Genomic DNA, 25,155 nt, shown 5'->3' on the forward strand with positions numbered 1-25,155 from the left:
GCGACACGCTAGGGTCGATCACGTGCCGACCCGGAGAGCGAGAATTCCAGCGACGAAGTACCCGGTCGAGCGGTTCACCCTCGACAACGGCCTGCGGGTGGTGCTCACCCCGGACCGCAGCGCCTCGGTGATCGGTGTGGCGGTCGTCTACGACGTCGGCATCCGCTCCGAGCCGCAGGGGCGCACCGGCTTCGCCCACCTCTTCGAGCACCTGATGTTCCAGGGCTCGGAGAACCTGGAGAAGCTGGCCCACTTCCGGCACGTGCAGGGTGCCGGCGGCACCTTCAACGGCTCCACCCACCTGGACTACACCGACTACTACGAGACGCTGCCCGGCAACGCCCTGGAACGGGCGCTGTTCCTGGAGGCCGACCGGATGCGCGGCCCCCGGCTGACCGAGGAGAACCTGCGCAACCAGGTCGACGTGGTCAAGGAGGAGATCCGGGTCAACGTGCTCAACCGGCCGTACGGAGGGTTCCCCTGGCTGACCCTGCCGCCGGTGATGTTCGACACCTTCCCCAACGCGCACGACGGCTACGGCTCCTTCGACGATCTGGAGTCCGCCACCGTCGCCGACGCCGCCGACTTCTTCCGCCGCTACTACGCCAGCGGCAACGCCGTGCTCGCGGTCAGCGGGGACATCGACGTCGCCGAGGCGACCACCCTGGTCGAACGGCACTTCGGCGACGTGCCGGCCCGCCCCGCCCCGCAGCGCCCCGACTTCACCGAGCCCGACCTGACCGCCGAGCGGCGCACCGCGTACACCGACCAGTTGGCGCCGCTGCCGGCGGTGGCCTCGGCGTGGCGGGTGCCCGACCCGGTCGGCGACTTCGCCGGCTACCTGCCCTACGTGGTGCTCGCCGAGGTGCTCACCGACGGGGACGCCTCCCGGCTGGTCGAGCGGATGGTGCAGCGCGACCGCAGCGTCACCGGCCTCGGCGGCTACCTCGGTTTCATGGGTGACCCGTTCGACGTCCGCGACCCCACCGCGTTGCTGCTCCAGGCGCACCTGCCGCCCGGCGGCGACGTGGACAAGGCGCTGCGCACGATCGACGAGGAGCTGGACCGGCTGGCCACCGACGGGCTGACCGACGGCGAGCTGGCCCGCACCCAGGCGCGGATGGCCACCCACCTGCTGCGGGACACCGACGCGGTGCTCGGCCGGGCGCTGCGGATGGCGGTGCTGGAGCAGCAGCGCGGCGAGCCGGGACTGCTCAACGACCTGCCCCGGCTGGTCGGCGAGGTCACCGACGACCAGGTCCGCGCCGCCGCCGCCACCCTGCGACCGGACCGCCGCGCCTCCATCGAGGTCATCCCCGGAGGTGCCAAATGACCACCGCCAACCGGGCACTTCCGCCGCTGGGGCCGACCCGGCGGCTCAAGCTGCCCCGGCAGGCCGAGCGGCGGCTCGCCAACGGGCTCACCGTGATCGCGGTACGCCGGCCCGCCGTACCCCTGGTCGAGCTGCGACTGTGGATGCCGTTCGGCCGTACCCACCTGGCCCGGGGCGCGATGCTCGCCGAGACGGTGCTGGCCGGCACCGGCACCCGCACCGCCACCGAGATCGCCGCCGAGTTGCAGCGGGTCGGCGGCGGGCTCTCGGCGGGGGCCGACCCGGACCGGCTGATGCTGTCCGGCGCGGGCCTGGTCACCGGGCTGGACCGGATGCTGGAGCTCCTGGCCGACGTGCTGACCGACGCCAGCTACCCGGCGGACTGGGTGCAGACCGAGCGGGACCGGCTGGTGGACCGCATCCAGGTGGCGTTGAGTCAGCCCGCCCACCTGGCCCGGACAGCGCTGCTGCGGCGGATCTACGGCCGGCACCCGTACGCGGTGCAGACCCCCGAGCCCGACCAGGTCCGCGCGGTCCGGCCGGCGGCGCTGCGCCGGCTGCACGCCGAGCGGGTGCACCCGGCCGAGGCGGTGCTGGTGCTGGTCGGTGACGTGCAACCGGAGCGGGCGCTGGACGCGGCGGAGAAGGCGCTGGGCGGCTGGACCGGGGACAGCCGGGGTGCCGAGCTGCCACCCGCGCCACCGCTGGAACCGGGTCCGTTGCTGCTGGTGGACCGGCCCGGTTCGGTGCAGTCCTCGCTGCGGATCGCGTTGCCGGCGGTGCCCCGCACCCATCCGGACCATGCCGCGCTGCAACTGGCGAACCTGATCTTCGGCGGCTATTTCTCGTCCCGCTGGACGGAGAACATCCGGGAGGACAAGGGCTACACCTACGGCCCGCACTCCTCGGTGGAGCATTCGGTGGCCGGGTCGGTGCTGGTCGCCGGGGCCGAGGTGGCGACCGAGGTGACCGGGCCGGCCCTGCTGGAGACCACGTACGAGTTGGGCCGGCTGGCCTCGGTGCCGCCCGGGACCGACGAGTTGGAACAGGCCCGCCAGTACGCCCTGGGCACCCTCCAGCTCGGCATCTCCACCCAGGCCGGGCTGGCCGCGCTGACCAGTGCGTACGCGGGTAGCGGCCTGCGGTTGGACTTCCTCGCCGAGCACGCCGCCCGGCTGGCGAAGGTCACCGTCGACGATGTCGCCGAGGTGGGTGCCCGTTACCTCGCCCCGGCGCGGGCGGTGGTGGTGGTGCTCGGTGACGCCGAACGGATCGCCGGTCCGCTGGCCGCCCTCACCCCGGTCCGGACGGAGTCGGCGTGAGCGGGGAGACCGCGCCGCCACTGGCCCGGTCCACCCTGGACCGGGCGGCGCACCGGCGTACCGACCCGCAGTGGTTGGCGCAGGCGTGGCAGCGGGCCCGGGTGCTGGTGCTGGATTCGACCCGGGACGGTCGCGCCCTGGTCCGGGCCGACGCGAACCCGCCCGTGCTGGTGTTGCGGGACGCCGCCGAGGTCGGCCCGACTCCGCAGGCGTACCGGCTCTTCCTGGGGGTGGAGCCGGACGGGGTGCCGGTCTTCGCGGTGGACGCCCCGCTGCCGGAGCTGCCGGGGACCCGGGAGGCCAACCTGCGGGAGATCGGCCACCTGCTCGACGACCGGGACGCGGGGATCTTCACCACCGCGCTCGCCCTGGTCAACTGGCACCTGGGGCACGGCTGGTCACCCCGCAGCGGACACCGGACGGAGGTGGACGAGGGTGGCTGGACGCGGGTGGGCACGGACGGCCACCGGATGTGGCCGCGTACCGATCCGGCGATGATCGTGCTGGTGCACGACGGGGTGGACGGCCCGGACGGGCGTTGCCTGCTCGGCAACAACGCCACCTGGCCACGGACCCCGGGGCAGCGGCGGTTCTCCTGCCTCGCCGGGTACGTCGAGCCGGGGGAGTCCGTCGAGGCGGCCGTGCTGCGCGAGGTCCGCGAGGAGGTCGGCGTCGGGGTCGGGCGGATCACGTACGCGGGCAGCCAGGCCTGGCCGTTCCCCGGCTCGCTGATGTTGGGCTACCTGGCCGAGGCGGACCCCCGGGAGCCGGTGCGGGTCGACCCGACGGAGATCGCGTACGCCCGCTGGTTCACCAGGCGGGAGATCGGTGCGGTGCTGGCCGGCCGGGCGGTGGACGCCGGGGACGGCGAGCGGGTGATCCTGCCGCCGCCGTCGTCGATCGCGTTGTTCCTGATCCACCGCTGGCTCGACGGCCACTGCTGACCGGTCCCGGCCCCGGGCCGTCGTTGCCGCGACGGGCCCCGGGCCGGGAACGCGGGTCGTCGTGGCCGGGCGGGGAGTCGACCCGGCGGGCCGGACCGGCCACGACGGACGGCGGTTCAGCCGGGCGGGTTCCGGTGCCGTCGGCCGGGTTCGCCGAGCGGCAGCACCTTGACCCGCTGCCGGCCGGCGCGGACCGCACCCACGGTGGACAGGGCCCGGGCCAGCAGCAGAGCGGCGTCCCGGTCCTCGGCGTGCACGGTCTGTCGGCGTGGTTCGGGGGTGGTGGTCTCGTTGCGTAGGCAACCTCCGCCGGCCCAGGCGGCGGCGAGGTCGATGTCGGCGGCGGTGCGGATGTCGGTACGGACGATCAGGTAACGCATGGTGGTCTCCGGACGGAGCGCGGGTGGCCGGCTACGTTGTGGAACTTCCACGTCACTGGATCGTCATGTTACGCCCGCCGATGCTCCTGGCAAGGCGAACGTGGGCCTTCGGCCGGGGTCCTGTCCGATCATCCGATGCCTGCTCAGGTGGGTCGGCCGGGCGGAGTGGACGGGTGCGGCGACGCGACGACGCGGGGCCGCCGGCAGGCTGCCGACGGCCCCGTTGTGGTGACCGGATCAGTCCAGGGCGAACTGGCCGTCCTTGGTGCCCCGGAGGAAGCCGAGCCAGCCGGCGCGCGGGAACAGCAGCACCGGGCCGTCCGGGTCCTTGCTGTCCCGCAGCGCCACCTCGGTCGTCGCGGTACGCAGCCGGGCGACCTCCACACAGTTGGAGGTCTGGCTACGGCTGCTCTTGTGCCAGCGCAGGTCGGCGGGCACGGTCTGGGTCTCGTTCATGGCTCTGCTCCTGGTTCCTGGAACTGCTTCGACGAAACGAGCGGCGGTCGCCCGGCCCCGACGGGTCGGTGTGTCACCGCTCCGTCAGGCGTCCAGGTTGCCGGCGGCGTTGGGCCGGCGCTGCTGTCGGACCCGGGACCGTCGAGGACGAGGCCGCCGTGTCGGTCAGCCGTCCCGTCGCCGTGAAGAGCCAGGAAAGGGTGTCCGATGCGGAGAGCGCCGCCGAGCTTAGCCACTCAAACGCCACTTTATAGCGATTTACCGTAGATGCCTCGGTTGACATGACGTCGATGAAGCCTCCTTCGATCGCCAGCGTCTCCGGGTCCTGCGAATCGGTGAACCGGTAGAGCGAGAAGGCTGTCGGCGGCAGGTAGAACTCGCCGATCCGGGTGTCGCGCAGCAGCAGGTGCAGCGTCACGTTCGGCAGCATGGCCAGCTCGCAGAGGTGGGCGAGCTGATCCCGCAGCACGTCGGGCGGGCAGGCCCGGCGACCCAGCGCCGCCTCCTCCAGCACCGCCGTGTAGCGGGGACCGTCCGGCCGGTCCAGCAGGGACTGCCGGCCCAACCGCGCCTTGACCTCGGTCTCCGGGTCGTCCCCGGCGGACGGGTCGGCCGACGCGGCGGCGGCGTTGGCCGAGACGATCCGCAGCCGGGCGTACCCCTCGGTCTGCAACAGCCCCGGCACCAGGACCGGGTTGTACTCGCGGATGTGGGCGCAGCCCGCCTCCAGCTCCGCCCAGCCCAGCTGCTGCTGGGTCATCACCGGGTACGACTTGCGCCAGGCGCGCATGTCACCTGCCTCCTCGGTGATGACCAGCAACTCCTCCCGCAGGGCGGGGGCGGCCCGGTAGAGGTCGAGCAGGATGGCGACGTCCTCCGGGTCGGGCCGGCTGCGGCCGTTCTCCAGCCGGGACAGCTTCGACGCCGACGCCCAGCCGATGCGTTCGATCACCTGGTCGCCGGTGAGTCCCGCCGCCTCGCGTAGGCGACGCAGGTCAGTGCCGAGCCTGCGGCGACGCAGGATCGGGCTCGGTACGGCAGGAGGCACGGTGTCCTCGATTCCGTAGACCGTCACGAGACGCGACGGTAACTGTATGAAACTCGACCCCCACGGTCAGTATGGACGGCGCGACCGGCGTCGGAGGTCCCGGCGAGGGCGTGTCTTGCGACAGAAAGACGACTGTGGAACGTGTCAGCCGGGCCCGGGACGACGCCGTCCCCACCGGCGGCAGTTCCCCCGTACGCGTCCAGCCGGACGCCACCCCCGCCGGAGGGAACCCATGCGCACCGTCCTGCGCCGCCCCGACTTCCGTCTGCTCTTCGTCGCGCTGCTGGCCAGCATGGCGGCCGAATCGATGCTGCTGCTCGCCCTGGCCATCTGGGTCAAGGACCTGACCGGCTCCGACGGGCTGGCCGGCGCGACCATCTTCGCGATCATCGCGCCGATGATCCTGGCCCCGCTGATCGGCTGGGTGGTCGACCGCTACCGCCGCCGGCCGTTCTTCGTGATCGCGAACCTGGGCACGGCCCTGCTGCTCAGCCCACTCTTCGCGGTCCACGACAGGTCCGACGTCTGGGTCATCTACGTGGTGGCCGCCTGCTATGGGCTGTCCTACCTGACCCTGCACGCGACCCTGAGCGGGCTGCTCCGCCAGCTCGTGCCGAGCGAGCTGCTGGCCGACGCGAACGGGGCGTTGCAGACCGTACGGCAGGGCCTGCGCCTCGGCGGCCCGCTGGCCGGCGCGGCCCTCTACGCCGCGGTCGGCGGCTGGCTGCTGACCAGCCTGGCGATGACCGGGTTCGTGGTCGCCGCCGCCGTGGTGGGGCTGCTCCGGGTGACCGAGCACCCGCCGGCCGCCGCCGCCCTGCGCTGGCCGGCCGAACTGGGGGCGGGGCTGCGCCACCTGACCCACGAGGCCGCCCTGCGCCGGGCCCTGCTCGGCTACGGCCTGGGCTCGCTCGTGATGGGCTTCACCGAGTCACTGATCTTCGCGTACGTCGACCAGGGGCTGCGCCGTGACGCCGCCTTCGTCGGGGTGCTGATCGCCGTGCAGGGGATCGGCGGCCTGGTGGGCGGCCTGCTCTCGTCGACGGTGGTGCGCCGGGTCGGCGAACTGGGCGCACTCGCCGTCGGGGTGACCCTGTTCGGTCCGGCCGCGCTGATCCTGGCCTGGCCGGACCTCCGGCTCGGCGTGCTGGCCCTGCTGCTCGCCGGGCTGTCCCTGCCGCTGACCATGGTGGGGCTGACCACGCTGGTCCAGCGGCGTACCCCGCCGGGGCTGCTCGGCCGGGTCACCGCCGCCTCCGAGGCGCTGGTCAGCGGGCCGCAGGCGGTCTCCATCGGGGCCGGGGCGCTGCTCGTCGGCGTGTTCGACTACCGGCTGCTCTTCGTGCTCGTCGGGGTGGTCACCACAGCCGCCGGCCTGTGGCTCTGGCGGGGACGTCGGCTCAGCCCACCGGTCCCGCCGAAGCCGCCGGTCCCGCCCACGACACCGCCCGTGGCCCGCATCCCGGCCCCCCGTCGTCCGCTGCCCGACCCGACCGCCGACCGGCTGCCCGGGCGCTGACCCCCACGACACGACGCAGCGGCCGGCCCCGGTGCGGGCCGGCCGCTGCACGAGACGGGGCGGGCTCAGCCCGCGATCGTGGCCAGGTGCTGCTTGACCTGGGTGATGGAGGGGTTGGTCAGGGCGCTGCCGTCGTCGAAGCGCAGCGTCGGCACGGTCTGGTTGCCGCCGTTGACGCCCATCACGAACTCCGCGGCCTTCGGGTCCTGCTCGATGTCGACCACCTCGTACCCGATGCCTTCCCGGTCCAGCTGCGACTTCAGCCGGTGGCAGTAGCCGCACCACGAGGTGGAATACATGGTCAACATCGTCGGATCCTCCAAGGGTCACCGCGCCGGCCCGGGTCAGGCCAGGCTAACCGGTGCAACACCGGCCGGAGCTGAGATGATTCCTCGCTGTGGCGGTTCACTCAGCGGCGGAGACGGTGCTCGCCGGGCTGGACCCGGAGCAGCGGTCGGTGGTGACCGCCCCGGCCGGCCCGGTCTGCGTCCTGGCCGGCGCCGGCACCGGCAAGACCCGGGCGGTGACCTCCCGGATCGCCCACCGGGTACTGACCGGCGGGATCTCCGGGCGGCACGTGCTCGCGGTCACCTTCACCGCCCGCGCCGCCGCCGAGATGCGGCACCGGCTGGCCCTGATCGGGGTGCCGGGCGTGCAGGCCCGGACGTTCCACGCGGCGGCGCTGCGCCAGGTGCGCTACTTCGCGCCCCGGCTGCTGTCCGGGCGGGCCATGCCGGAGCTGCTGGACAGCAAGGTCCGGGTGGTGACCCTGGCCGCCGCCAAGGTCGGCCTGCGGGCCGACCGGGCCGCCGCCCGGGACCTGGCCGGCGAGATCGAGTGGGCCAAGTCGTCGCTGGTCGAGCCGGGGGAGTACGTGGTCGCCGCGACCCGGGCACTGCGCGAGACGCCGTACGAGCCGGCGAAGGTGGCCGAGGTGTTCACCGCGTACGAGCGGCTGAAACGCTCCTCCGGGGTGATCGACTTCGAGGACATGCTGCGGGCCGCGGTGTGGGGCATCGAGGAGCACCCGGACGTCGCCGAGCAGGTACGCGGCCAGTACCGGCACTTCGTCGTGGACGAGTACCAGGACGTCAACCCGCTCCAGCAGCGGCTGCTCGACGCCTGGCTGGGCGGCCGGGACGACGTGACGGTGGTCGGTGACGCCAGCCAGACGATCTACTCGTTCACCGGGGCCACCTCGGCGTACCTGATCGACTTCCCGCGCCGGCACCGGGCGGCCACGGTGGTCCGGCTGGTCCGTGACTACCGGTCCACCCCGCAGGTGGTGGGGCTGGCCAACGCGGTGATCGGGCAGGCCCGGGGCACCGAGGCGCGACTGCGGCTGGAGCTGCACGGCCAGCGCCCGCCCGGCCCCGAACCGGAGCTGCGGATCTTCACCGACGAACCGGCCGAGGCGTCCGCGGTGGCGGCCCGCTGCCGGGTGCTCGTCGACGGCGGCACCCCGGCGAAGGAGATCGCCGTGCTGTTCCGCACCAACGCCCAGTCCGAGGCGTACGAGAAGGCGTTGACCGAGGTCGGCGTCCCGTACGTGGTGCAGGGGGCGGAACGGTTCTTCGAGCGTGCCGAGGTCCGCCAGGCGATGGTGGCGCTGCGCGCCGCCACCCGCTCGATCCCGGGCGAGACGCCGCTGCCGATCGCCGTCCGGGAGGCGCTGACCGCCGTCGGCTGGACGCCCGACACCGCCCCACCCGGTGGCGCCGCCCGGGAACGCTGGGAGGCGCTCGCCGCCCTGGTCCAGCTCGCCGAGGAGTACGCGGCCACCCCCGAGGTGCTGCCGATCGGCGAGGCCGCGACGGTGGAGCGTCAGGCCAGCCTGGCCGACTTCAACGACGAGCTGGCCCGGCGGGCCGCCCAGCAGCACGTGCCGACGGTGGACGGGGTCACCCTGGCCTCCCTGCACTCGGCCAAGGGGCTGGAGTGGGACGCGGTCTTCCTGGTCGGGCTCTCCGAGGGCACCCTGCCCACCTCGTACGCGCGCACCCCGGAGCAGGTCGAGGAGGAGCGGCGGCTGCTCTACGTCGGGATCACCCGGGCCCGGCAGTGGCTCTGGCTGTCGTACGCGTCGGCCCGCTCCCCGGGTGGGCGGGCCCGCCGGCCGTCGCGGTTCCTGCCCCAGCTGGACCGCAGCGGTGGCGGCGAACGGGCCGGTGCGGCCCGGTCGGGCGGTGCGGGGGCGGCGAAGCGGGCGGTCGAGCGGCGGCGGGCCCCGGTGGTCTCCTGCCGGATCTGTGGCGCGACCCTGCTCGCCGGTGCCGACCGCAAGCTGGGCCGTTGCCCCACCTGCCCGTCCGACATCGACGAGCAGCTCTACGAGCGGCTGTCCGACTGGCGGGCCCGGGTGGCCGGCGCGCAGCGGGTCCCGGCGTACGTGGTCTTCACCGACGCGACCCTGGTCGCGCTGGCCGAACGGCGACCGGGCCGGGTCGAGGAGCTGATCGCGATCGCCGGCATCGGCCCGCGCAAACTCGGCCTGTACGGCGAGGCGGTGCTGGCGTTGGTGGCCGGCGCGACGGTCGACGAGATCGGCCCGGAAAAAACTCTCGAAATCTCGTCGTAAATTCGTTTGCCCTCGCCCCGTGGCGAGGAATAGCCTCAGGACGCACCTCAGGAGCAGCGCCATAACGGCTGCTCACGGGGGCTGAGTCCGAATCGGCACGAGGAACGTGAGGGAGGTGGCACCCGTGGAGATCATCACTTATGAGCGTCCGGCGGCGATGCCAGCTGCCTGCGCTCCGCTGTCGGCTGCGTGGGTGGCCCCTGCCGCTCCGCGACCGTCGATCCCGCAGGTGCACCAGGTCTCGGTTCAGGCCGAGCTGAACCTGACTGTTGCGCCGACTGCGGGTGTCGAGGGGACCAGTGGCTTCACGGGTCTGGGCATCGATGTCGCCACGAAGCGCATGGATGTCCGCGGCGTTCCACCTCGAGGTAGACCGGTCTGACACTCAGACCACCGGCTCACCTCGAGGCCGCGGAACCCGCTCACCGGGATCCGCGGCCTCAGTTTTTTGCCCGTCGAAGTACGTCGGAAATGCGATCCACGAGATCGAAGTGAGAGAGAGGTGACCGGGAGATGAGTCTGGCGTTGGCCCCCCTCGACGTGAGCGTCGAGCTGGAGGCGAACCTGCCCTGTCGGAAGTTCGACCCCGACCTGTGGTTCTCCGACTCGCCCACCGACCTGGAGCTGGCCAAGTCGCTCTGCGGGGACTGCCCGCTGCGCGTCGAGTGCCTGGCCGGGGCGGTCGAGCGGGCCGAGCCGTGGGGCGTCTGGGGCGGCGAGATCTTCGAGCGTGGCGCGGTCGTCCCGCGTAAGCGGCCCCGGGGCCGTCCGCGCAAGGAGGACCTCGCCCGCGACGCCGCCCTCCGGGTCGAGGCCGAGGCGCGACTGGCGGCCAATGGTCTGGCCACCTCGCGCAGCGCGGTACGACTGGCAGCCTGACCCACCCGATCCGTTCCACCCACCGCCGACAGTCGTCGGCCCAGAGAGAGAGTTGACCCCGATGCTGCACCTGCCGAACGGAACCGAGATGCAACTACTCCACGAAGCGTTGTCCCGGGCTCGAATGCGCCGGCCTCAGGCCGGTCGTACCACCACGAGCACTGAGGCGCACCGTTCCGCCCGTACCGTCGCGATGGACAGCCGGAGCCAGTCGGCTCGCGACCTGGGCGTTCTCTGAAACCACCACTGATACGCGGGGGCGGTGACCGGATCACGGTCACCGCCCCCGCGTCGTGTCGGTCGGCCGTCGCCGGTCAGGCGACCGGGGCGAAGCCGGGCAGCCAGCGCTCCAGGATCCCCCGGTAGGGGGCCTTCGCCTCCAACTGGCAGAGCACCCCGATCGAGCCCAGCGTCACCCGGTGGATCAGCAGGTACGACGGCGGCAGGTTGAGCTGTCGGCTGAACTGGAAGGCCGGCGACTTGGGGCTGGCCAGCCGGGTCGCCTCGGCGCGCAGCCAGGCCCGGGTGAACCGGAACTCCTCCTGCGCCACCGGGTCCAGCATCGGACGGATGTAGTCCAGCAGCGCCTGCGCGTCGATCGGCTCGGTCGGGTTGACGAAACCTTCCTCGCGCAACCCGGCGACGACCGCGTCGGCGTCGCCGCGCAACGACAGCCCGAGCAGCCGGCCGATCGGCTCCGGGGTGCCCTCGGGCATCCGGGCCACCGCGCCGAAGTCGATCACACCGAGCCGGCCGTCCGGCAGCAACCGGAAGTTGCCCGGGTGCGGGTCGGCGTGCAGCAGCCCGGCCCGGGGCGGGGCGGACAGGTGCAGGGTCGCCATCAACCGGCCGGCCGTGTCGCGCTGCGCCTCGGTGCCCTCCCGGATGATGTCCGCCAGCGGTGTCCCCTCGATCCACTCGGTGACCAGCACCCGGGGCGACGACGAGAGCACCGCCGGGATGAAGATCTCCGGGTCGTCGGCGTACGCGGCGGCGAAGGCGCGCTGCGACTCGGCCTCCAGCTCGTAGTCCAGCTCCTCGGTGATCCGTTCCCGCAGCTCGGCCAGGAGCGGCTTGACGTCCAGGCCGGGCTGGATGACGCGGAACATCCCGCCCAGCCGGGAGAGCTGCTTGAGGTCGGCGAGCAACGCGTCCCCCGCGCCCGGGTACTGGATCTTGACGGCGGCGGACCGGGACACCCCGGTCTCCGGGTCCCGCCACACCGCCCGGTGCACCTGGCCGATGCTGGCCGCCGCGGCCGGCGCGTCGTCGAACTCGACGAACCGGTCCCGCCAGTCCGGCCCGAGCTGCTCCGCGAGCACCTTGTGCACACTCGCCACCGGCAGCGGCGGGGCGGCCTCCTGGAGCTTCGTCAACGCCTGCCGGTAGGGTGCCGCGATCTCGTCCGGCAGGGCCGCCTCGAACACCGACAGGGCCTGGCCGAACTTCATCGCCCCGCCCTTGAGCTGCCCGAGGACGCTGAAGAGCTGCTCGGCGGTGCGCTGCTGGATCTCGGCGGAGATGACGTCGGAGGCGATGCCGGTGACGCGCTTGCCCATCCCGAGGACGGTCCGACCGGCGAAACCGAGCGGCAGAGCGGCGAGCTTGGCGGTCCGGGACACGGCGCGGCGCGGGATGTCGGTCACCTGGCCATTGTTACCGACTTGGTGGCCCCGCTGCTGCGCTGAAGCCGGGCTGGGTGGCCCCGTCCCCCGTTCCGTGCTCCCGCGACCCCCGTCCGCCGCCCCCACCGCGCCCCGGACGGGCCGGCCGGAGGCGTACGCCGCGGACCGGACCCGGTTGTGGCCGGCGGGCGTTCGGCCGGCGTCAACGGCCCGAGCAGGAGCAGTCCGGGTGCGGGGCCCAGGCCCGCCGGCGTAACCGGCCGCCCGGTCCGACCTCCACCGTGCGGCCGACCGTCTCCGGGGTGCCGCCGTCGAGCTGGGCGAGCGCCTCGGCGACCGCGTACCCGGCGGCGGTGAGCAGGGTGGCGGTGCCACAGGACTGGTCCGCCGGACCGGTGGCGAGCTGGGCGGCCAGGCCGGGCCAGCCCGGGTCACGATCGGTGCGGTGCAGCTCCAGACAGTGCAGGCAGGGCCCCACCGGCGGCCGGACCAGGGGGCCGACCACAGGTGTCCCCTCCCGCAGGGTGAGCAGCAGGTGGGGCTGGCGACGCCTGGCGTACCCGGTGGCGAGCAGGGCCGCCGGACGGTCCGTGCCGAGTTGCACCACCAGCTCGACCCGGCGTCGGTCGGCCGGGCGGGTGCGGGTGCCCGGGGCGGCCCGGTCGATGGCGGCCCGGACGGCATCGGCCAGTGGCTGCCCGACGTCGGCGGCGGCCAGCCCGGTGCCCACCAGGTCACCCGGCTGCACCGGACCGGTCAACCCGACCGTCACCTGCCCGACGCCGGCCTGGGCCAGAGCCACGGCGACGGGCGCACCGAGCCGGCCCGCCCCGGCCACCACCACCCGGGCGGCGCGGCGACGCCGGAGCACCTGGGCCGGAGTGCCGGGCAGGGCGGGCGCGGCCAGGGCGAGCGCCCCGGCCTCCGCGGCCAGCCGGGTCCGGTCCGGGCCGGTCAGGTCGCGGGGGAGCAGGGTGTGCGCCGGTACGACCAGCCCTGCGGCGTGCAGGGTGTCGATCAATCCCCGGGCCTGGCCCGGGTCGACCCGGGCGCTCGCCGCGTCCGCCAGCACGCCACGTTCACTGCGGGTGCCGTCGAGCAGGTCGAGCAGCCGGGTGACCCGCGAGTCGGCCACCTCCAGCAGGACGGCCCGGCCGGGCGTCAGCCCCAGTTGCAGGGTGTGCCGGTCCCGCCAGAGCCGGGTCAGGCCCGGCACCAGTGCCGGACGCAACAGCGCGGTACGGGAGGGCGCGGCGTGGGTTGGTACGGCGTGGGTGGGCGCCGGGTGGGTGGGCACGGCGTGGGGCGGGCTCATGACGACGAATCGTGACCGAGTCCCTGCGGTGCGTCGCTCGTTGTCCACAGGTGTGCAGCGCCAGATCCAGCGTTGTCCACAGGATCCCGCGAGTTATCCACAGATTACGCGGAGTTATGTCAGGCAGCCGACAGATCTGCCGCTCGGGTGGTGGGCGACGGGCGGCTGCCACGGTCGGGCGGGGTGGGTGCGGGCGCGGGCGCGGGAGGGGCGGCCCACCGGGCCGCCCCTCCCGCGTCGTACCCGAACGGGTGTCAGACCTTGGCCTTGCCCAGGATGCGGTTCACTGTTGTGCCGCACACCGGACACTTGCCCTTGGCCATGTTCATCCCGGTCTTCGAGACCTCGACGTGCCCCTCGAAGTCCCGCTTCTCCTTGCACTTCACGCAGTAACCGTTGTAGGTCTGGGCCTGGTCGGCCACGGTAGCCTCCTCGTCTCGTCCGCCGGGCACGTCGGTCCGGCGGTGCTCCCGGCGGCGGGCCTGGGGGCGCCGGCACCGGGTCCTTCTCCGCGGCCACCCACGTGACCGCCGGTTGGCGGACCCTACCCAGCTCTGGGCGGTTCCATGTCAGCGGTGCATCGACACTGTGAGCAAGTCGACGTCGAGAGTGTGCATCCCGAAAAGGGCGGGATAAGTGAGTTTGCCGGGGACACGCCGTGTGGAGCCCTCTGGGAGGTCCCCCGGACGGGGGTGCGGTGACGCCGTCGGGACCGATCACCTACCGTGGAGATCGCGCCCGCGGGTGGCTTCCGGTGTCGCCACGAAGGGTGACGGTGGTCCGGCTCCATGGTCACCACCAGTTTTTTTCGGACTCCTTACTACTAACCACCATTTTCCGGGCGCGTGTCGGGGTGTTGACTCTTGCGGACCCCTGGTCAGTACGCATTAGCTTTCCATCGTGGCAGGAAACCACGGCTGCGCGGCCCACTGATGGCGGCGGCGCGGAAGCCAGTCGTCGAGGTACGGCGCAGTCAGCGCCGGCGACGCACGGTGTCCGCCTACCGGGACGGCGAGCGGGTCGTGGTGCTCATCCCGGACCAGTTCTCCCGGGCCGAGGAGAGCGAGTGGGTCGACCGGATGCTCGCCCGGCTCGCCGCCCGGGAAGGCCGACTGGCCCGCAACGACACCGAACTGCTCGACCGGGCCCTGCGCCTGATCAATCTCTACCTGGCCGACCAGGGTGGCGATGCCCTGCCGGCAAGCGTCCGCTGGGTCACCAACCAGAACGGTCGATGGGGTTCCTGCACCCCCGCCGACCGGACCATCCGGATCTCGCACCGGCTTCAGGAGATGCCCGACTGGGTGCTCGACTACGTGTTGCTGCACGAGTTGGCGCACCTGATCGTGCCGAGCCACAACGCCCGCTTCTGGGCCCTGGTCGGCCGGTACGCCAAGACCGAACGGGCCCGGGGCTACCTGGAGGGCGTGGCCGCCGCCTCGGCCGTCCCGGTCGCCGGTTGACCGGCCCACCCGTCGGGCGCCCTGCCGGGGTGATCAACTCATCTGCGCGCAGGTAGCGGTGTCCGGGCGGCGTCGACGGCGCTACTCCGGCCCACAGGAGTCGATCACCCTCGGGCCGCCCACTACAGTCGGGGAATGGTCCGACGGGTGGTGGTCGCGTTGCTCGCTCCGGTGGCCTGGTCGCCGCCCGGCGTCGAGCTGATCCGCTGGCGTACCGCGCTGGCCGAGGACGTGGTGGACCTGTTCGCCACCCTCGCCGAGGTGGAGACCGCGCTCGCGGTGACCCCGGCCGACCGCTGGCTGGCCGACGCGGTGCGCTGGCCCGACACTCCCGTCTACGAGGTGCCCGAGCCGACCGTCACCGCCGTGCTGGCCGCCCTCGACGGGTACGACCAGGCCGCCGTGGTCGCCGCCGACGCCCCCGACCTGCCGGGGCTCGTCCTGGGCAAGCTGCTGCGACCGCTGACCAGCCGACCCGTCGCCGTCGCCCCCGTCGAGGGCGGGCCGGGACTGCTCGGCGTGGCGTCCCGGCTGCCCGTACCCGGGTGGCTGCCGGCGCTGGACCTGGACGTCGCCGGGCCGGCGGACCTGCGGCGCGTGGCGTCGGCCCCGGCCGACGTGGCGGTCACCCCCGGCTGGCACCGGCTGCGCGGCCCGGCCGACCTGGCCGCCCTGGACCCGGCGGTGGAGGGCTGGGAGGCGACCCGCGCCCTGCTCTCCGGCCACCGAACCTGACCGGCCCGACCATCGCGGCCGGCCCGACCAGCGCAGCCGGCCGACGGACGGCGACCGGCCGGGCCCGCCCGGGAGTCGGGCGGTCCGGCCGGTGTCGCGGCTGATCGGTAGCGGTCAGGGCCGGTCGGTGTCGCCGTCGGTGCCGTCGGGGCGGGGCCGGCTGCCCGGCGCCTGTTCCTCCGGACCGCCCGGGGCGGTGAAGTCGAACGTGGCCAGCTCGTCGTCGAGGTCGGTCGAGGTGGTCGCGAACGCCACCGGGTCGGCGAAGTCGGCGTCCGACGGGAGCAGGTCGGGGTGGCCCCAGACGGCGTCCCGGCCGGCGATGCCCCGGTGCTCGGTCAGCGCCGCCCACAGCGCCGACGCCTCCCGCAGCCGGCGCGGACGCAGCTCCAGGCCGACCAGCGCGGCGAAGGTCTGCTCGGCCGGCCCGCCGGCCGCCCGGCGGCGACGGAACGCCTCACCGAGGCGGACCACGTTGGGCAGCCGGTCGGTCGCCGCGCTGTCCACCACGTGGCAGACCCAGCCCTCGACCAGCGCGAGCACCGTCTCCAGCCGGGCCAGGGACGCCTTCTGCGCCGGGGTGTCCTCCGGGGTGAAGATCCCTTCCAGGGCGATCGCCTGCATCGACTCCGGGTCGGTCGGGTCGACCCGGCCCATCGCCTCCTCGATCGCCTCCCGGTTGACCCGGATGCCGGACGCGTAGTTCTCGACCGCGGTCAGCACGTGTCCGCGCAGCCACGGGACGTGCTCGAAGAGCCGCTGGTGGGCCGCCTCGCGCAGGGCGACGTAGAGGCGTACCTCGTCCTCCGGCAGCTCCAGGCCCTCGCCGTACACCCGGATGTTGGCCGGGATCAGCGCGGCGGTGCCGGCCGGGCCGAGCGGCAGGCCGATGTCACCGGCGGAGAGCACCTCGGCGGCGAGCTGCCCGAGGGCCTGCCCGAGCTGACCGCCGAAGAGCGCCCCGCCCAGGGTGGCGACCATCGACTGCATCGGGCCGAGCTGCGCGCGCGCCTCCGGCGGGACCAGGTCGCCCATCGCACCGACCATCCGGCTGGCCACCGGGTCGCAGAGCTTGCGCCAGACGTCGAGCGTCTTGTAGATCCACTCGTTGCGGTTCCAGGCCAGGGAGGTGCGGATGCCCGTCGGCCAGGCCGAGGCCGGCTCCAGCCAGAGGTCGGCCAGGCGCAGCGCCTCCTCCACCGCGTGCCGTTCGTAGGGGGATGCCATCGGGTCACCCGTGGCCGCGAGCTGGCTGGCGGCCACCTGGCGGGCCAGGTCCCAGTTGACCGGCCCGCTGCCCGGCGCGGAGAGCAGGTGCTGCAACTGCGACATGAACTGCTGCATCTGCGCGGGATCGTTGGGGTCTGGTGGTTGCCCACCCGGGAGCGCGAAACCGAACGGAATATCAGGCACGACGTCTACGGTACGCGCGCCGCGCCCCTGGTAACCGCAGCTGGCGTTGCGCTGAGGGCGAAGTCGGCCGCAGCCCGCCGGACCCACCGCCACCGGTCGGTACGCTCTGCCGCATGAGACGTCGTGGCGTGACCGTCCTCCTCGGTGCTCTGCTCACCACCCTGCTGAGCATCGGCGTGCTCGGCGCGCCCATCCCGTACGTGGTGCTCGGCCCCGGCCCGACGGTGAACACCCTGGGCACCAACGACGGCCGGGAGGTCATCCAGGTCAGCGGCCGGGAGACCTCCACCTCCGCCGGTCAGCTCCGGATGACCACGGTCGGGGTGCAGCCGACGGTGAAGCTGCGCGCCGCGATCGCCGGCTGGCTGTCCAAGGACGAGGCTGTGGTCCCCCGGGAACTGGTCTACCCACCGGGCGAGTCGCAGGAGGAGGTCGAGAAGCGCAACGCGGAGGACTTCCAGAACTCGCAGAGCAGCGCCGAGACCGCCGCGCTGGTCAAGCTCGGCTACCCGGTCGAGGTGGTGGCCAAGGAGGTCGCCGCGGACGGGCCGGCGGCCGGCGCGCTCAAGGCCGGCGACGTGGTCACCACCGTCGACGGCGCGCAGGTCACCTCGGCGTCCCGGCTGGTCGAGCTGGTCCGGGGCAAGCCCGCCGGCACCGCGCTGACCATCGGGTACGTCCGTGACGGCGCGGCCGGCACCGCCACCGTGACCAGCCGGGAATCCGACGGCCACCCGCGTATCGGGGTGGTCCCCGACCAGCGGCAGCCGCACCCGTTCACCCTGAAGATCGACCTGAAGGACATCGGCGGCCCGAGCGCCGGGCTGATGTTCGCCCTCGGCATCATCGACAAGCTCAAGCCGGAGGACCTGACCGGCGGGAAGATCATCGCCGGCACCGGCACGATCGACGACGAGGGCCGGGTCGGTCCGATCGGCGGCATCGCCCAGAAGCTGGTCGGGGCGAAGAAGGCCGGGGCCAAGGTGTTCCTGGTCCCCGCCGACAACTGCGCCGAGGCGGTCCGCAACCCGCAACCCGGTCTGCCCATGCTCAAGGTCGGTTCGTTGGACGAGGCATTGACCGCGTTGGACACGTTGCGCGCCGGTGGGGAACCGACCCGCTGCTGAGGGCGGGGCCACGCCGGGGACACCGGGGCGACCCGGGCACGACCTGACCCGACACGTTCAGGAACACCCCGTACTCTGGGTGCCTGTCCGGAGCCGATCACATCGAGCGTGCGGAGCCAAACAGTGGCCATGCGTAGCAGCCCCCTGCCGAGGATGAGTCGGCGCGGACGCGTCACCATCGGGGTCCTGGTCGGGGTGTTCCTCCTGTTCACCCTGCTGGGCTGGGGGGTGCAGGCGTGGACCGACTGGCTGTGGTTCGACGAGGTCCGCTACACCCAGGTGTTCACCGGTGTGCTGCTCACCCGGCTGCTGCTCTTCCTCGCCGTCGGGTTCGGCCTGGCCGCGTTCGTGGGCGGGAACCTGTGGCTGGCGTACCGGCTGCGGCCGAAGCTGCGCCCGCACTCGCTGGAGCAGGCCACCCTGGAGCGGTACCGGATGCTGCTCACCCCGCGCATCGGCACCTGGATCAGCCTGACCGCCGTGGTGCTCGGCCTGTTCGCCGGGCTCTCCGCGCAGGGCCGCTGGTCGCAGTGGCTGCTGTTCCGCAACGGCGGTGACTTCGGCGTCAAGGACCCGGAGTTCGGCATCGACGTCGGCTTCTACGTCTTCCAGCTGCCGTTCTGGCGCTACCTGCTCGGGGTCGGTTTCACCGCCGTGGTGCTGGCGCTGATCGGCGCGCTGGCCGTGCACTACATCTTCGGCGGGGTGCGCCTACAGGGTGTCGGCGACCGGATGACCAACTCCGCGCGCGCCCACCTGAGCACGCTGGTCGCGGTCTTCGTCCTGCTCAAGGCCGTGGCGTACGTGCTGGACCGGCGGGCCATGCTGCTGGAGTACAACGAGGGCGCCAAGCTGTACGGCGCCGGCTACGCCGACGTCAACGCGCTGCTGCCGGCCAAGGAGATCCTGGCGTACATCTCGGTGGTGGTGGCGATCGCCATCATCGTGTTCTCCAACGCGGTGATGCGGAACCTGGTCTGGCCGGGCATCTCGCTGGCCCTGCTCGGGGTCTCCGCCGTCGCGATCGGCGGCATCTACCCGTGGGCGGTGCAGACCTTCGAGGTCAAGCCGAGCGCCCGGGACAAGGAAGCCCCGTACATCCAGCGCAGCATCGACGCCACCCGGGCCGCGTTCGGCATATCCGACGTGCAGACCGAGGGGTACGCGGCGAGCAACCTGGTGCCCCCGGCCAGCCTGGCCACCGACACCTCGGTGGTGCCGAACGTCCGGCTGCTCGACCCGCAACTGGTCTCCGAGACGTACACCCAGCTCCAGCAGGTCCGGGGGTTCTACGACTTCGGCCCCAAGCTGGACATCGACAGGTACTCGGTGGAGAACAAGACCTCCGACTACGTGGTCGGGGTCCGCGAGATCAACTACGGCGAGCTGACCGACCAGCAGAACAACTGGATCAACCGGCACACCGTCTACACCCACGGCTACGGACTGGTCGCGGCCCCGGCCAACCAGGTGGTCTGCGGCGGGCAGCCGTACTTCGTCTCCGGCTTCCTCGGCGAGAAGGCGCAGGAGGCGTGCTCCTCGCAGGCCGAGCAGATCCCGGCCAGCCAGCCGCGGATCTACTACGGCGAGCGGATGCAGCCCGACGACTACGCCATCGTCGGCCAGACCAGCGCGGACAAGGACGTCGAGTTCGACCGGCCCACCCCGACCACCGGCGGCGAGCAGTACTACACCTACACCGGTGAGGGCGGCGTCGAGATCGGCTCGTTCACCCGCCGGCTGCTCTACTCGATCAAGGAGCAGGAGACGAACTTCCTGCTCTCCGAGGCGGTCAACGACAACTCCAAACTGCTCTACGTGCGTAACCCCCGGGACCGGGTGGAGAAGGTCGCGCCGTTCCTCACCCTCGACGGCGACCCGTACCCGGCGGTGGTGGGCGGCAAGGTCCAGTGGATCATCGACGGCTACACCACGGCCGCGACCTACCCGTACGCCGAGCGGATCAACCTCCAGCAGGAGACCACCGACGAGTTGACCAACCGGGGCACCTTCCAGCTCGCCCGGGAGAACGTCAACTACATGCGCAACTCGGTGAAGGCCACCGTCGACGCGTACGACGGCACGGTCCGGCTCTACGAGTTCGACGACGGCGACCCGGTGCTCAAGGCATGGAACAAGGCGTTCGGCGGTGACCTGGTGCTGCCCAAGAGCGCCATCCCGGCCGACCTGGCCGCCCACTTCCGCTACCCGGCCGACATGTTCAAGGTGCAGCGCAACCTGCTCACCAAGTTCCACGTCACCAACCCCGGCGACTTCTACTCCGGCCAGGACTTCTGGCAGGTGCCGAACGTGCCGGACGCGCCGGACAGCGGGCAGAAGCAGCCGCCGTACTACCTGTTCACCCAGTTCCCCAACCAGGACGCCCCCCGGTTCCAGCTCACCTCGGCGGTCACCCCGAACGGCAGGCAGAACCTCGCCGCGCTGATCTCCGGGTCGTACGTCGACGGGCAGCCGAAGCTGGAGGTGCTGGAACTGCCCGACCAGACCCGGATCTCCGGCCCGGTGCAGGTGCACCAGCAGATGACCAACAACGCGACCATCCGGACCGAGCTGAACCTGCTCTCCTCCAACCAGGCCCAGGTGCAGTACGGCAACCTGCTGTCCCTGCCGTTCGGCAACGGGATGCTCTACGTGGAGCCGGTCTACGTCAAGAGCAACCAGCAGGACGCGTACCCGCTGTTGCAGAAGGTGCTCCTGTCGTACGGCGACGGCGGCTCGTACGTGGTGCTGGCCAACAACGTCACCGACGGCATCAAGCAGCTCGTCGAGCAGGGTAAACGGGCCGGGCAGGGGACCACCCCGCCACCGGGTGGCGAGACGCCGCCGCCCTCGGGCGGCACCCCGCCGTCCCCCTCGCCGACGGCCTCGCCCGGGGCGAGCAGCCCACCTCCCGCCGCCGACCTGGCCGCCGCCACACAACGGGTCCAGGCGGCGATCGCCGAGGTCAAGGCCGCGCAGGCGTCCGGCGACTTCGAGCGGTACGGCCGCGCGTTGAAGGCGCTGGACGAGGCGATCACCGCCTTCCAGCAGGCCCAACAGGGCAACCCGGCGGGCACGTCCAGCGGTAACCCGCCCGCCACACCGACGCCGTCCGGCGGCGGCTGACCCGCCTGGTCCCGCGTCGACGGGGCCCACGATCCGTACCGGGATCGTGGGTCCCGTCGTTTTTCCGACCGGTTGTCCCGCAACCTCACGATGCCGCTGACCGTCTCCAGTGCAGTGGCCGGGACGGGGGGACGTGGTGCGGGCATGAGGGACGAGCGGAGTTTCGACGAGTTCTACCGGAGCACCTCGGCGCGGACCCTGCGCTACGGTCACGCCGTGGCGGGCGACCACGGTGAGGCGCAGGACCTCGTCCAGGAGGCGTACGCCCGCGCCTGGCGGCAGTGGGGCCGGCTGGCGCAGCACCCCGCGCCGGAGGCGTGGCTGCGGCTGGTGATCAGCCGGCTGGCCGCCGACCGGTTCCGCCGGTTACGCAGCTGGCGGACGGCGCTGAGCCGCACCGGGCCACCGGAGGACGTGCGGCCACCCGGCGAGGACACCGTGCTGCTGGTGGCCGCGCTGCGGCAGCTACCCGCCAACCAGCGTCAGGCGCTGGCCCTGCACTACCTGTTCGACATGCCGGTGGAGGAGATCGCCCGCGAAGCCCGGGTGCCCAGCGGCACCGTGAAGTCATGGCTGTCCCGGGGGCGGTCCCGGCTGGCCGAGCTGCTCCCCGGCGTCTCGGCGAAGGAGTTGGAGGTCAACGATGTCGCGTGAGCTGCACCGTTTCTACCAATCGTTGGCGCAGGACACCGACCCGGGCGGCCTGGTCTCGCCCGACCTGGTCCGTCGGTACGCCGACCGGCGGGCCCGGCTGCGGGCGGCGGCCGGGGTGCTGGTCGTGGCGGCCCTGGTGGGCGGGACGGCGGCCGGCACCCGGTTCGTGCTCACCGCCGCGCCCGGCCCGCCCGCCGGGCCGCCGGCCCTCCCACCCACCACCGCCGTGTCGGTGCCCGCCCCGGCGGTGTCGCCGGCGGCGACGGTGACCTCCGTCCCGGCCGCGTCCGCGCTCACCGGTTCGGCCGGCCGGTCGTCGGCCGGCCCGGCCAACCCGGCCGTCACGTCGCCGTCCGGCCAACCGCCGACCGCGATCCCCGACGCGGCGTTCTTCACCCTCGCCGCGGCCAACGACACCGGAATCCGGGCGACGTTCGACGCCGGCCCGACGCTGCCGCAGCTCTGCGGCGCGCACCCCGGCGACTCGGGTGTCGTCCAGCGCCGGGGCCGCGCCCTGGCCTTCCGGTACGCCGACACCCCGAAGGGGTACGTCCCGGACGGCAGCTACCGGCACACCATCACCGTCTACCGGTCCGGTCACGCCGGGGAGGCGCTCGGCGAACTGCGGGCGGCGGTGCGGGACTGCCCGATCCAGCAGTCGTCGGACACCCCGGGGGTGACGTCCCGGTACCGGCTGCTCGGCGGGGGCGGCTACGGCGACGAGTCGGTGCTGTTCGAGCTGCGTCGGTCGTACTCCGAAGGGGCGGGCGACCCGGTCGGCGGGGAGGAGGTCCGGCTGGTCCGGGCGATCCGGCTCGGGGACGTGGTGACCGTGCTCTGGGAGCAGGGCTGGGAGGGCACGTCCAGTGACCGGTCGCAGGTGGACGCGGACAGCGGGCGGGCGGTGGACGCGTTGCGGGCCTGGTTGGACTGACCGCCGGGTGCCGTTTTGCGGGCCCGGGGGTCGGTAGGCTACGGTTAACCAGCCGACGCGGGGTGGAGCAGCTCGGTAGCTCGCTGGGCTCATAACCCAGAGGTCGCAGGTTCAAATCCTGTCCCCGCTACTCGTTCGACAGGCCCCGGAGTTCGTCTCCGGGGCCTGTCGCCGTTTCCGTCGACGGGTCCGCCGTCGTGGGGTCGGAAACCGGCGTACCGCGGCCGGCGGATGGGGCGGCACGGACGGCGGTGGTCTCCGGTGGGCGTCCTGAGCTGGGTGGACGCCGGATCGGGGGGCCGGCCGATCTCCGTCGGGCGGATGGGTTAGGCTTAACGGGCCGACGCGGGGTGGAGCAGCTCGGTAGCTCGCTGGGCTCATAACCCAGAGGTCGCAGGTTCAAATCCTGTCCCCGCTACTCGTTCGACAGGCCCCGGAGTTCGTCTCCGGGGCCTGTCGCCGTTTCCGCCCCGGCATCGTTGGGCCCGCGCCGGTCTCCGGGTACCCGCGTCCGGAAACCGGCCCGGGCTTCGGCGTGCCGGAGTTGCCGGCCTCGGTCAGGATGAGGGCATGTCTACTGAGATCAGGACGTCAACTCCGATTACATGGTGGGGCCGGCTGAGCGCGGTCCTCGGCGCGGTCGTGCTGTCGGTCTTCGTGCCGGTGGCCGCGTGGGCGTCCACCGGCACCGGCGAGTTGGTGGTGGAGGCGGCCCGGCGACGGTCCAGGGCCGGCGGGTTCGGCGTCTTCGGGCTGCTCTGCTGCCTGGTGGTCGTCGGCGGCATCGTCCTGCTGGTGGTGCTGCTGACCCGCAACCGCCGCAACCGTCCGCCCCGCTGACCCGCGACCGGCGTCACCGCCCGTCCCGCCGACCCGTCACCGGGCCAGGGCCGCCTGGGCCCGGGCCATGAACTGTGTCGTCGCCGCCCGCGCCCCGGAGCGTCCCGCGCGGATGCTCCGGGCCGCCTCGGTGAGCAGGGCCCGCACCTCGTTGTGCCCTCTCGGGGGTGGCGCGGGTGCCGGGCCGACCTGCTGGTGCAGCGCCTCACCGAGGGCGGCGACCTGTTCGGCCAGCGGATCGTCGAGGGTCTGCACGACCGCCTGGCGTACGGTCAGGCTGGCCGGCAGGCCCCGCTCGGTGCCGAGCAGCCGGCCCACCTCCACGCTGCCGGTGAGGAAGTCGACCACGTCGGCCACCACCTGCGGGTGCCGGGTGCCCCGGAACCCGGCCCAGTACATCGACGCCCGGTCCCACTGGGCGGCCCGGGGGCCGGGGAAGCCGACCAGGGCCAGCTCGTCCCTGCTGTAGCGCTGCAACTCGGGAAACTGGTGCGACCAGGCGAACGAGGCGGCGGTGTGCCCGCTGACCACCAGTTGCCGGGCCGGCTCGCCACCGTCGGCGCGGTCCACCAGGGCGGCGGCCGGGGTGGCCCGTTGGCTGCGGGCCCGCTCCCAGAACTCGAACCAGTCCAGCAGCGCGGCCGAACCGAAGCCCAACTGGCGACCCTGGTAGAACCGGGTGCCCAGCCCACGCAGCCACAGCCACAGCGCCCGGTGGTCGCCCGACGGGTCCATCGAGCCGGCGACCCGGCCCCGGCCGGCCCGGGTCACCCCGGCGGCCCAGCTCAGATAGTCGGCCCAGGTCATCGAGGTGGTCGGGGCGGCGACCCCGAGCCGGTCGAGCAGGTCGCGGTTGAACACCACGGCGGGGTGGGTCTGCGCGGCCGCGACGCCGTACACCCGGTCGTCGATCTTCCCGTAGTCGATCAGGCCGGTCGGCAGGGTGTTCAGGTTGATCCGGCCATCGTCGACGTAGCCGCCGAGGTCGAGCAGGATGCCGCGCTGGGCGTAGTCGCCGAGCATCGAGTCGTCGATCTGGAACAGGTCGGGCGCGTTGCCGCCACCGGCCTGGGTGGCGAGCCGCTCGTAGTAGCCGCCCTGCCCCTGCCAGGTCACCCGGAAGGTGACCTGCGGGTTGCGGGCCGAGTACAGCCGCAGGGCCCGTTCGGTGGCCTCGGCCCGTCGGGTGCCGCCGTACCAGAAGACCGACAGCTCCACCGGGCCGTCAGGCGTCGGCGACTCCGCCTCGCCGCCGCACCCGCTCAGCCCGCCGGCGGCCAGCACCGGGACCCCGAGCAGTGCGCCGAGCAGCCGCCGCCGGGCCGGGTCGACGCCGGGCCGGACCAGCGGGGGACGCACAGCGGACACGTGGTGCTCCTGGGGACGGTCGGGCCGGTAGCCGGACCATTCACGCAGGTGGCGCGGCCGGGTGTCAACGCCCGCCCGCCGGCCGCACGGGTGGGC

23 protein-coding genes and 2 tRNA genes are annotated in these 25,155 nt (G+C 73.1%); 16 read left to right on the top strand and 9 right to left on the bottom strand.

Annotation, left to right across the window (positions count from 1 at the left end; all coding sequences use genetic code 11):
* Nucleotides 1–22 precede the first annotated feature (22 nt).
* Genes JQN84_RS08795 through nudC form a run of 3 tightly spaced genes read left to right on the top strand, consistent with a single transcriptional unit; the run spans nt 23 to nt 3,599 of the window.
* Nucleotides 23–1,333 (top strand): M16 family metallopeptidase, encoded by a 1,311-nt coding sequence (locus tag JQN84_RS08795; RefSeq protein ID WP_204957849.1) that lies wholly within the window; start codon nt 23–25, stop codon nt 1,331–1,333.
* A complete protein-coding gene (locus tag JQN84_RS08800) occupies nt 1,330–2,655 on the top strand; it encodes a M16 family metallopeptidase (RefSeq protein ID WP_204957850.1) in 1,326 nt (441 codons plus the stop codon). Before JQN84_RS08795 ends, JQN84_RS08800 begins: the two co-directional genes overlap by 4 nt.
* On the top strand, nt 2,652–3,599 hold the full coding sequence (nudC, locus tag JQN84_RS08805; RefSeq protein WP_204957851.1) for an NAD(+) diphosphatase: 948 nt from the start codon (nt 2,652–2,654) through the stop codon (nt 3,597–3,599). Before JQN84_RS08800 ends, nudC begins: the two co-directional genes overlap by 4 nt.
* Nucleotides 3,600–3,715: 116 nt before the next feature.
* On the opposite strand, the gene JQN84_RS08810 is transcribed toward nudC, so the two are convergent.
* From JQN84_RS08810 to JQN84_RS08820, 3 genes are all read right to left on the bottom strand, one after another.
* On the bottom strand, nt 3,716–3,979 hold the full coding sequence (locus tag JQN84_RS08810; protein ID WP_204957852.1) for a hypothetical protein: 264 nt from the start codon (nt 3,977–3,979) through the stop codon (nt 3,716–3,718).
* 237 nt (nt 3,980–4,216) lie between these two features.
* A complete protein-coding gene (locus JQN84_RS08815) occupies nt 4,217–4,435 on the bottom strand; it encodes a DUF397 domain-containing protein (protein ID WP_204957853.1) in 219 nt (72 codons plus the stop codon).
* Nucleotides 4,436–4,508: 73 nt separating this feature from the next.
* Nucleotides 4,509–5,483, bottom strand: coding sequence for a helix-turn-helix domain-containing protein (locus tag JQN84_RS08820; RefSeq protein ID WP_204958196.1), 975 nt, complete (start codon nt 5,481–5,483; stop codon nt 4,509–4,511).
* A gap of 232 nt (nt 5,484–5,715) precedes the next feature.
* On the opposite strand from JQN84_RS08820, the gene JQN84_RS08825 reads away from it, so the two are divergent.
* A complete protein-coding gene (locus tag JQN84_RS08825) occupies nt 5,716–7,002 on the top strand; it encodes an MFS transporter (RefSeq protein WP_204957854.1) in 1,287 nt (428 codons plus the stop codon).
* Between the two features lie 65 nt (nt 7,003–7,067).
* Here the strand turns inward: JQN84_RS08825 and JQN84_RS08830 are convergent, their stop codons facing one another.
* Entirely contained in the window at nt 7,068–7,310 is a 243-nt protein-coding gene (locus JQN84_RS08830; protein ID WP_204957855.1) for a mycoredoxin, read from the bottom strand.
* 89 nt (nt 7,311–7,399) lie between these two features.
* Between JQN84_RS08830 and JQN84_RS08835 the strand changes: the two genes are divergently transcribed.
* The 3 genes from JQN84_RS08835 (at nt 7,400) to JQN84_RS08845 (ending at nt 10,459) form a co-directional block, all read left to right on the top strand.
* Entirely contained in the window at nt 7,400–9,580 is a 2,181-nt protein-coding gene (locus JQN84_RS08835; RefSeq protein ID WP_204957856.1) for an ATP-dependent DNA helicase UvrD2, read from the top strand.
* Nucleotides 9,581–9,704: 124 nt separating this feature from the next.
* Nucleotides 9,705–9,962, top strand: a complete 258-nt coding sequence (locus JQN84_RS08840; protein ID WP_204957857.1) for a hypothetical protein — start codon at nt 9,705–9,707, stop codon at nt 9,960–9,962.
* Nucleotides 9,963–10,093: 131 nt separating this feature from the next.
* Nucleotides 10,094–10,459, top strand: coding sequence for a WhiB family transcriptional regulator (locus JQN84_RS08845; RefSeq protein WP_204957858.1), 366 nt, complete (start codon nt 10,094–10,096; stop codon nt 10,457–10,459).
* Between the two features lie 314 nt (nt 10,460–10,773).
* On the opposite strand, the gene JQN84_RS08850 is transcribed toward JQN84_RS08845, so the two are convergent.
* The 3 genes from JQN84_RS08850 to JQN84_RS08860 form a co-directional block, all read right to left on the bottom strand.
* On the bottom strand, nt 10,774–12,105 hold the full coding sequence (locus tag JQN84_RS08850) for an ABC1 kinase family protein (protein WP_204957859.1): 1,332 nt from the start codon (nt 12,103–12,105) through the stop codon (nt 10,774–10,776).
* A 181-nt stretch (nt 12,106–12,286) separates the two neighbouring features.
* Nucleotides 12,287–13,399: a ThiF family adenylyltransferase gene (locus JQN84_RS08855; RefSeq protein ID WP_204957860.1), complete on the bottom strand. Its 1,113-nt coding sequence runs from the start codon at nt 13,397–13,399 to the stop codon at nt 12,287–12,289.
* A 254-nt stretch (nt 13,400–13,653) separates the two neighbouring features.
* Nucleotides 13,654–13,821: a DUF5679 domain-containing protein gene (locus tag JQN84_RS08860; RefSeq protein ID WP_007464795.1), complete on the bottom strand. Its 168-nt coding sequence runs from the start codon at nt 13,819–13,821 to the stop codon at nt 13,654–13,656.
* A gap of 510 nt (nt 13,822–14,331) precedes the next feature.
* Between JQN84_RS08860 and JQN84_RS08865 the strand changes: the two genes are divergently transcribed.
* Together JQN84_RS08865 and JQN84_RS08870 are read left to right on the top strand one after the other, a co-directional pair.
* Entirely contained in the window at nt 14,332–14,862 is a 531-nt protein-coding gene (locus JQN84_RS08865) for a M48 metallopeptidase family protein (RefSeq protein WP_204957861.1), read from the top strand.
* Between the two features lie 135 nt (nt 14,863–14,997).
* Nucleotides 14,998–15,597: a hypothetical protein gene (locus JQN84_RS08870; RefSeq protein ID WP_204957862.1), complete on the top strand. Its 600-nt coding sequence runs from the start codon at nt 14,998–15,000 to the stop codon at nt 15,595–15,597.
* A gap of 114 nt (nt 15,598–15,711) precedes the next feature.
* On the opposite strand, the gene JQN84_RS08875 is transcribed toward JQN84_RS08870, so the two are convergent.
* Nucleotides 15,712–16,941 carry a zinc-dependent metalloprotease gene (locus JQN84_RS08875; protein WP_204958197.1) on the bottom strand — a complete coding sequence of 410 codons (1,230 nt, stop codon included), beginning with the start codon at nt 16,939–16,941 and terminating at the stop codon, nt 15,712–15,714.
* 182 nt (nt 16,942–17,123) lie between these two features.
* On the opposite strand from JQN84_RS08875, the gene JQN84_RS08880 reads away from it, so the two are divergent.
* The 7 genes from JQN84_RS08880 (at nt 17,124) to JQN84_RS08910 (ending at nt 23,691) form a co-directional block, all read left to right on the top strand.
* The gene (locus JQN84_RS08880; RefSeq protein ID WP_204957863.1) at nt 17,124–18,137 is read left to right on the top strand and encodes a YlbL family protein; all 1,014 of its coding nucleotides are present in this window, start codon (nt 17,124–17,126) and stop codon (nt 18,135–18,137) included.
* Between the two features lie 129 nt (nt 18,138–18,266).
* Entirely contained in the window at nt 18,267–21,263 is a 2,997-nt protein-coding gene (locus JQN84_RS08885) for a UPF0182 family membrane protein (RefSeq protein WP_204957864.1), read from the top strand.
* A 144-nt stretch (nt 21,264–21,407) separates the two neighbouring features.
* Nucleotides 21,408–21,917 (top strand): SigE family RNA polymerase sigma factor, encoded by a 510-nt coding sequence (locus JQN84_RS08890; RefSeq protein ID WP_204957865.1) that lies wholly within the window; start codon nt 21,408–21,410, stop codon nt 21,915–21,917.
* Nucleotides 21,907–22,851 (top strand): RodZ family helix-turn-helix domain-containing protein, encoded by a 945-nt coding sequence (locus JQN84_RS08895; RefSeq protein ID WP_204957866.1) that lies wholly within the window; start codon nt 21,907–21,909, stop codon nt 22,849–22,851. The genes JQN84_RS08890 and JQN84_RS08895 overlap by 11 nt, the downstream gene beginning before the upstream one ends.
* Before the next feature lie 56 nt (nt 22,852–22,907).
* Nucleotides 22,908–22,981, top strand: a tRNA-Met gene (locus JQN84_RS08900).
* A gap of 214 nt (nt 22,982–23,195) precedes the next feature.
* Nucleotides 23,196–23,269 (top strand) — tRNA-Met (locus JQN84_RS08905).
* A 224-nt stretch (nt 23,270–23,493) separates the two neighbouring features.
* The gene (locus JQN84_RS08910; RefSeq protein WP_204957867.1) at nt 23,494–23,691 is read left to right on the top strand and encodes a hypothetical protein; all 198 of its coding nucleotides are present in this window, start codon (nt 23,494–23,496) and stop codon (nt 23,689–23,691) included.
* 36 nt (nt 23,692–23,727) lie between these two features.
* On the opposite strand, the gene JQN84_RS08915 is transcribed toward JQN84_RS08910, so the two are convergent.
* Complete coding sequence (locus JQN84_RS08915) at nt 23,728–25,059, bottom strand: ABC transporter substrate-binding protein (protein WP_281894355.1); 1,332 nt, start codon at nt 25,057–25,059, stop codon at nt 23,728–23,730.
* Nucleotides 25,060–25,155: the final 96 nt, after the last annotated feature.

It is taken from the genome of Micromonospora humidisoli, from assembly GCF_016900955.1.
Classification (GTDB): Bacteria; Actinomycetota; Actinomycetes; order Mycobacteriales; family Micromonosporaceae; genus Micromonospora; species Micromonospora wenchangensis.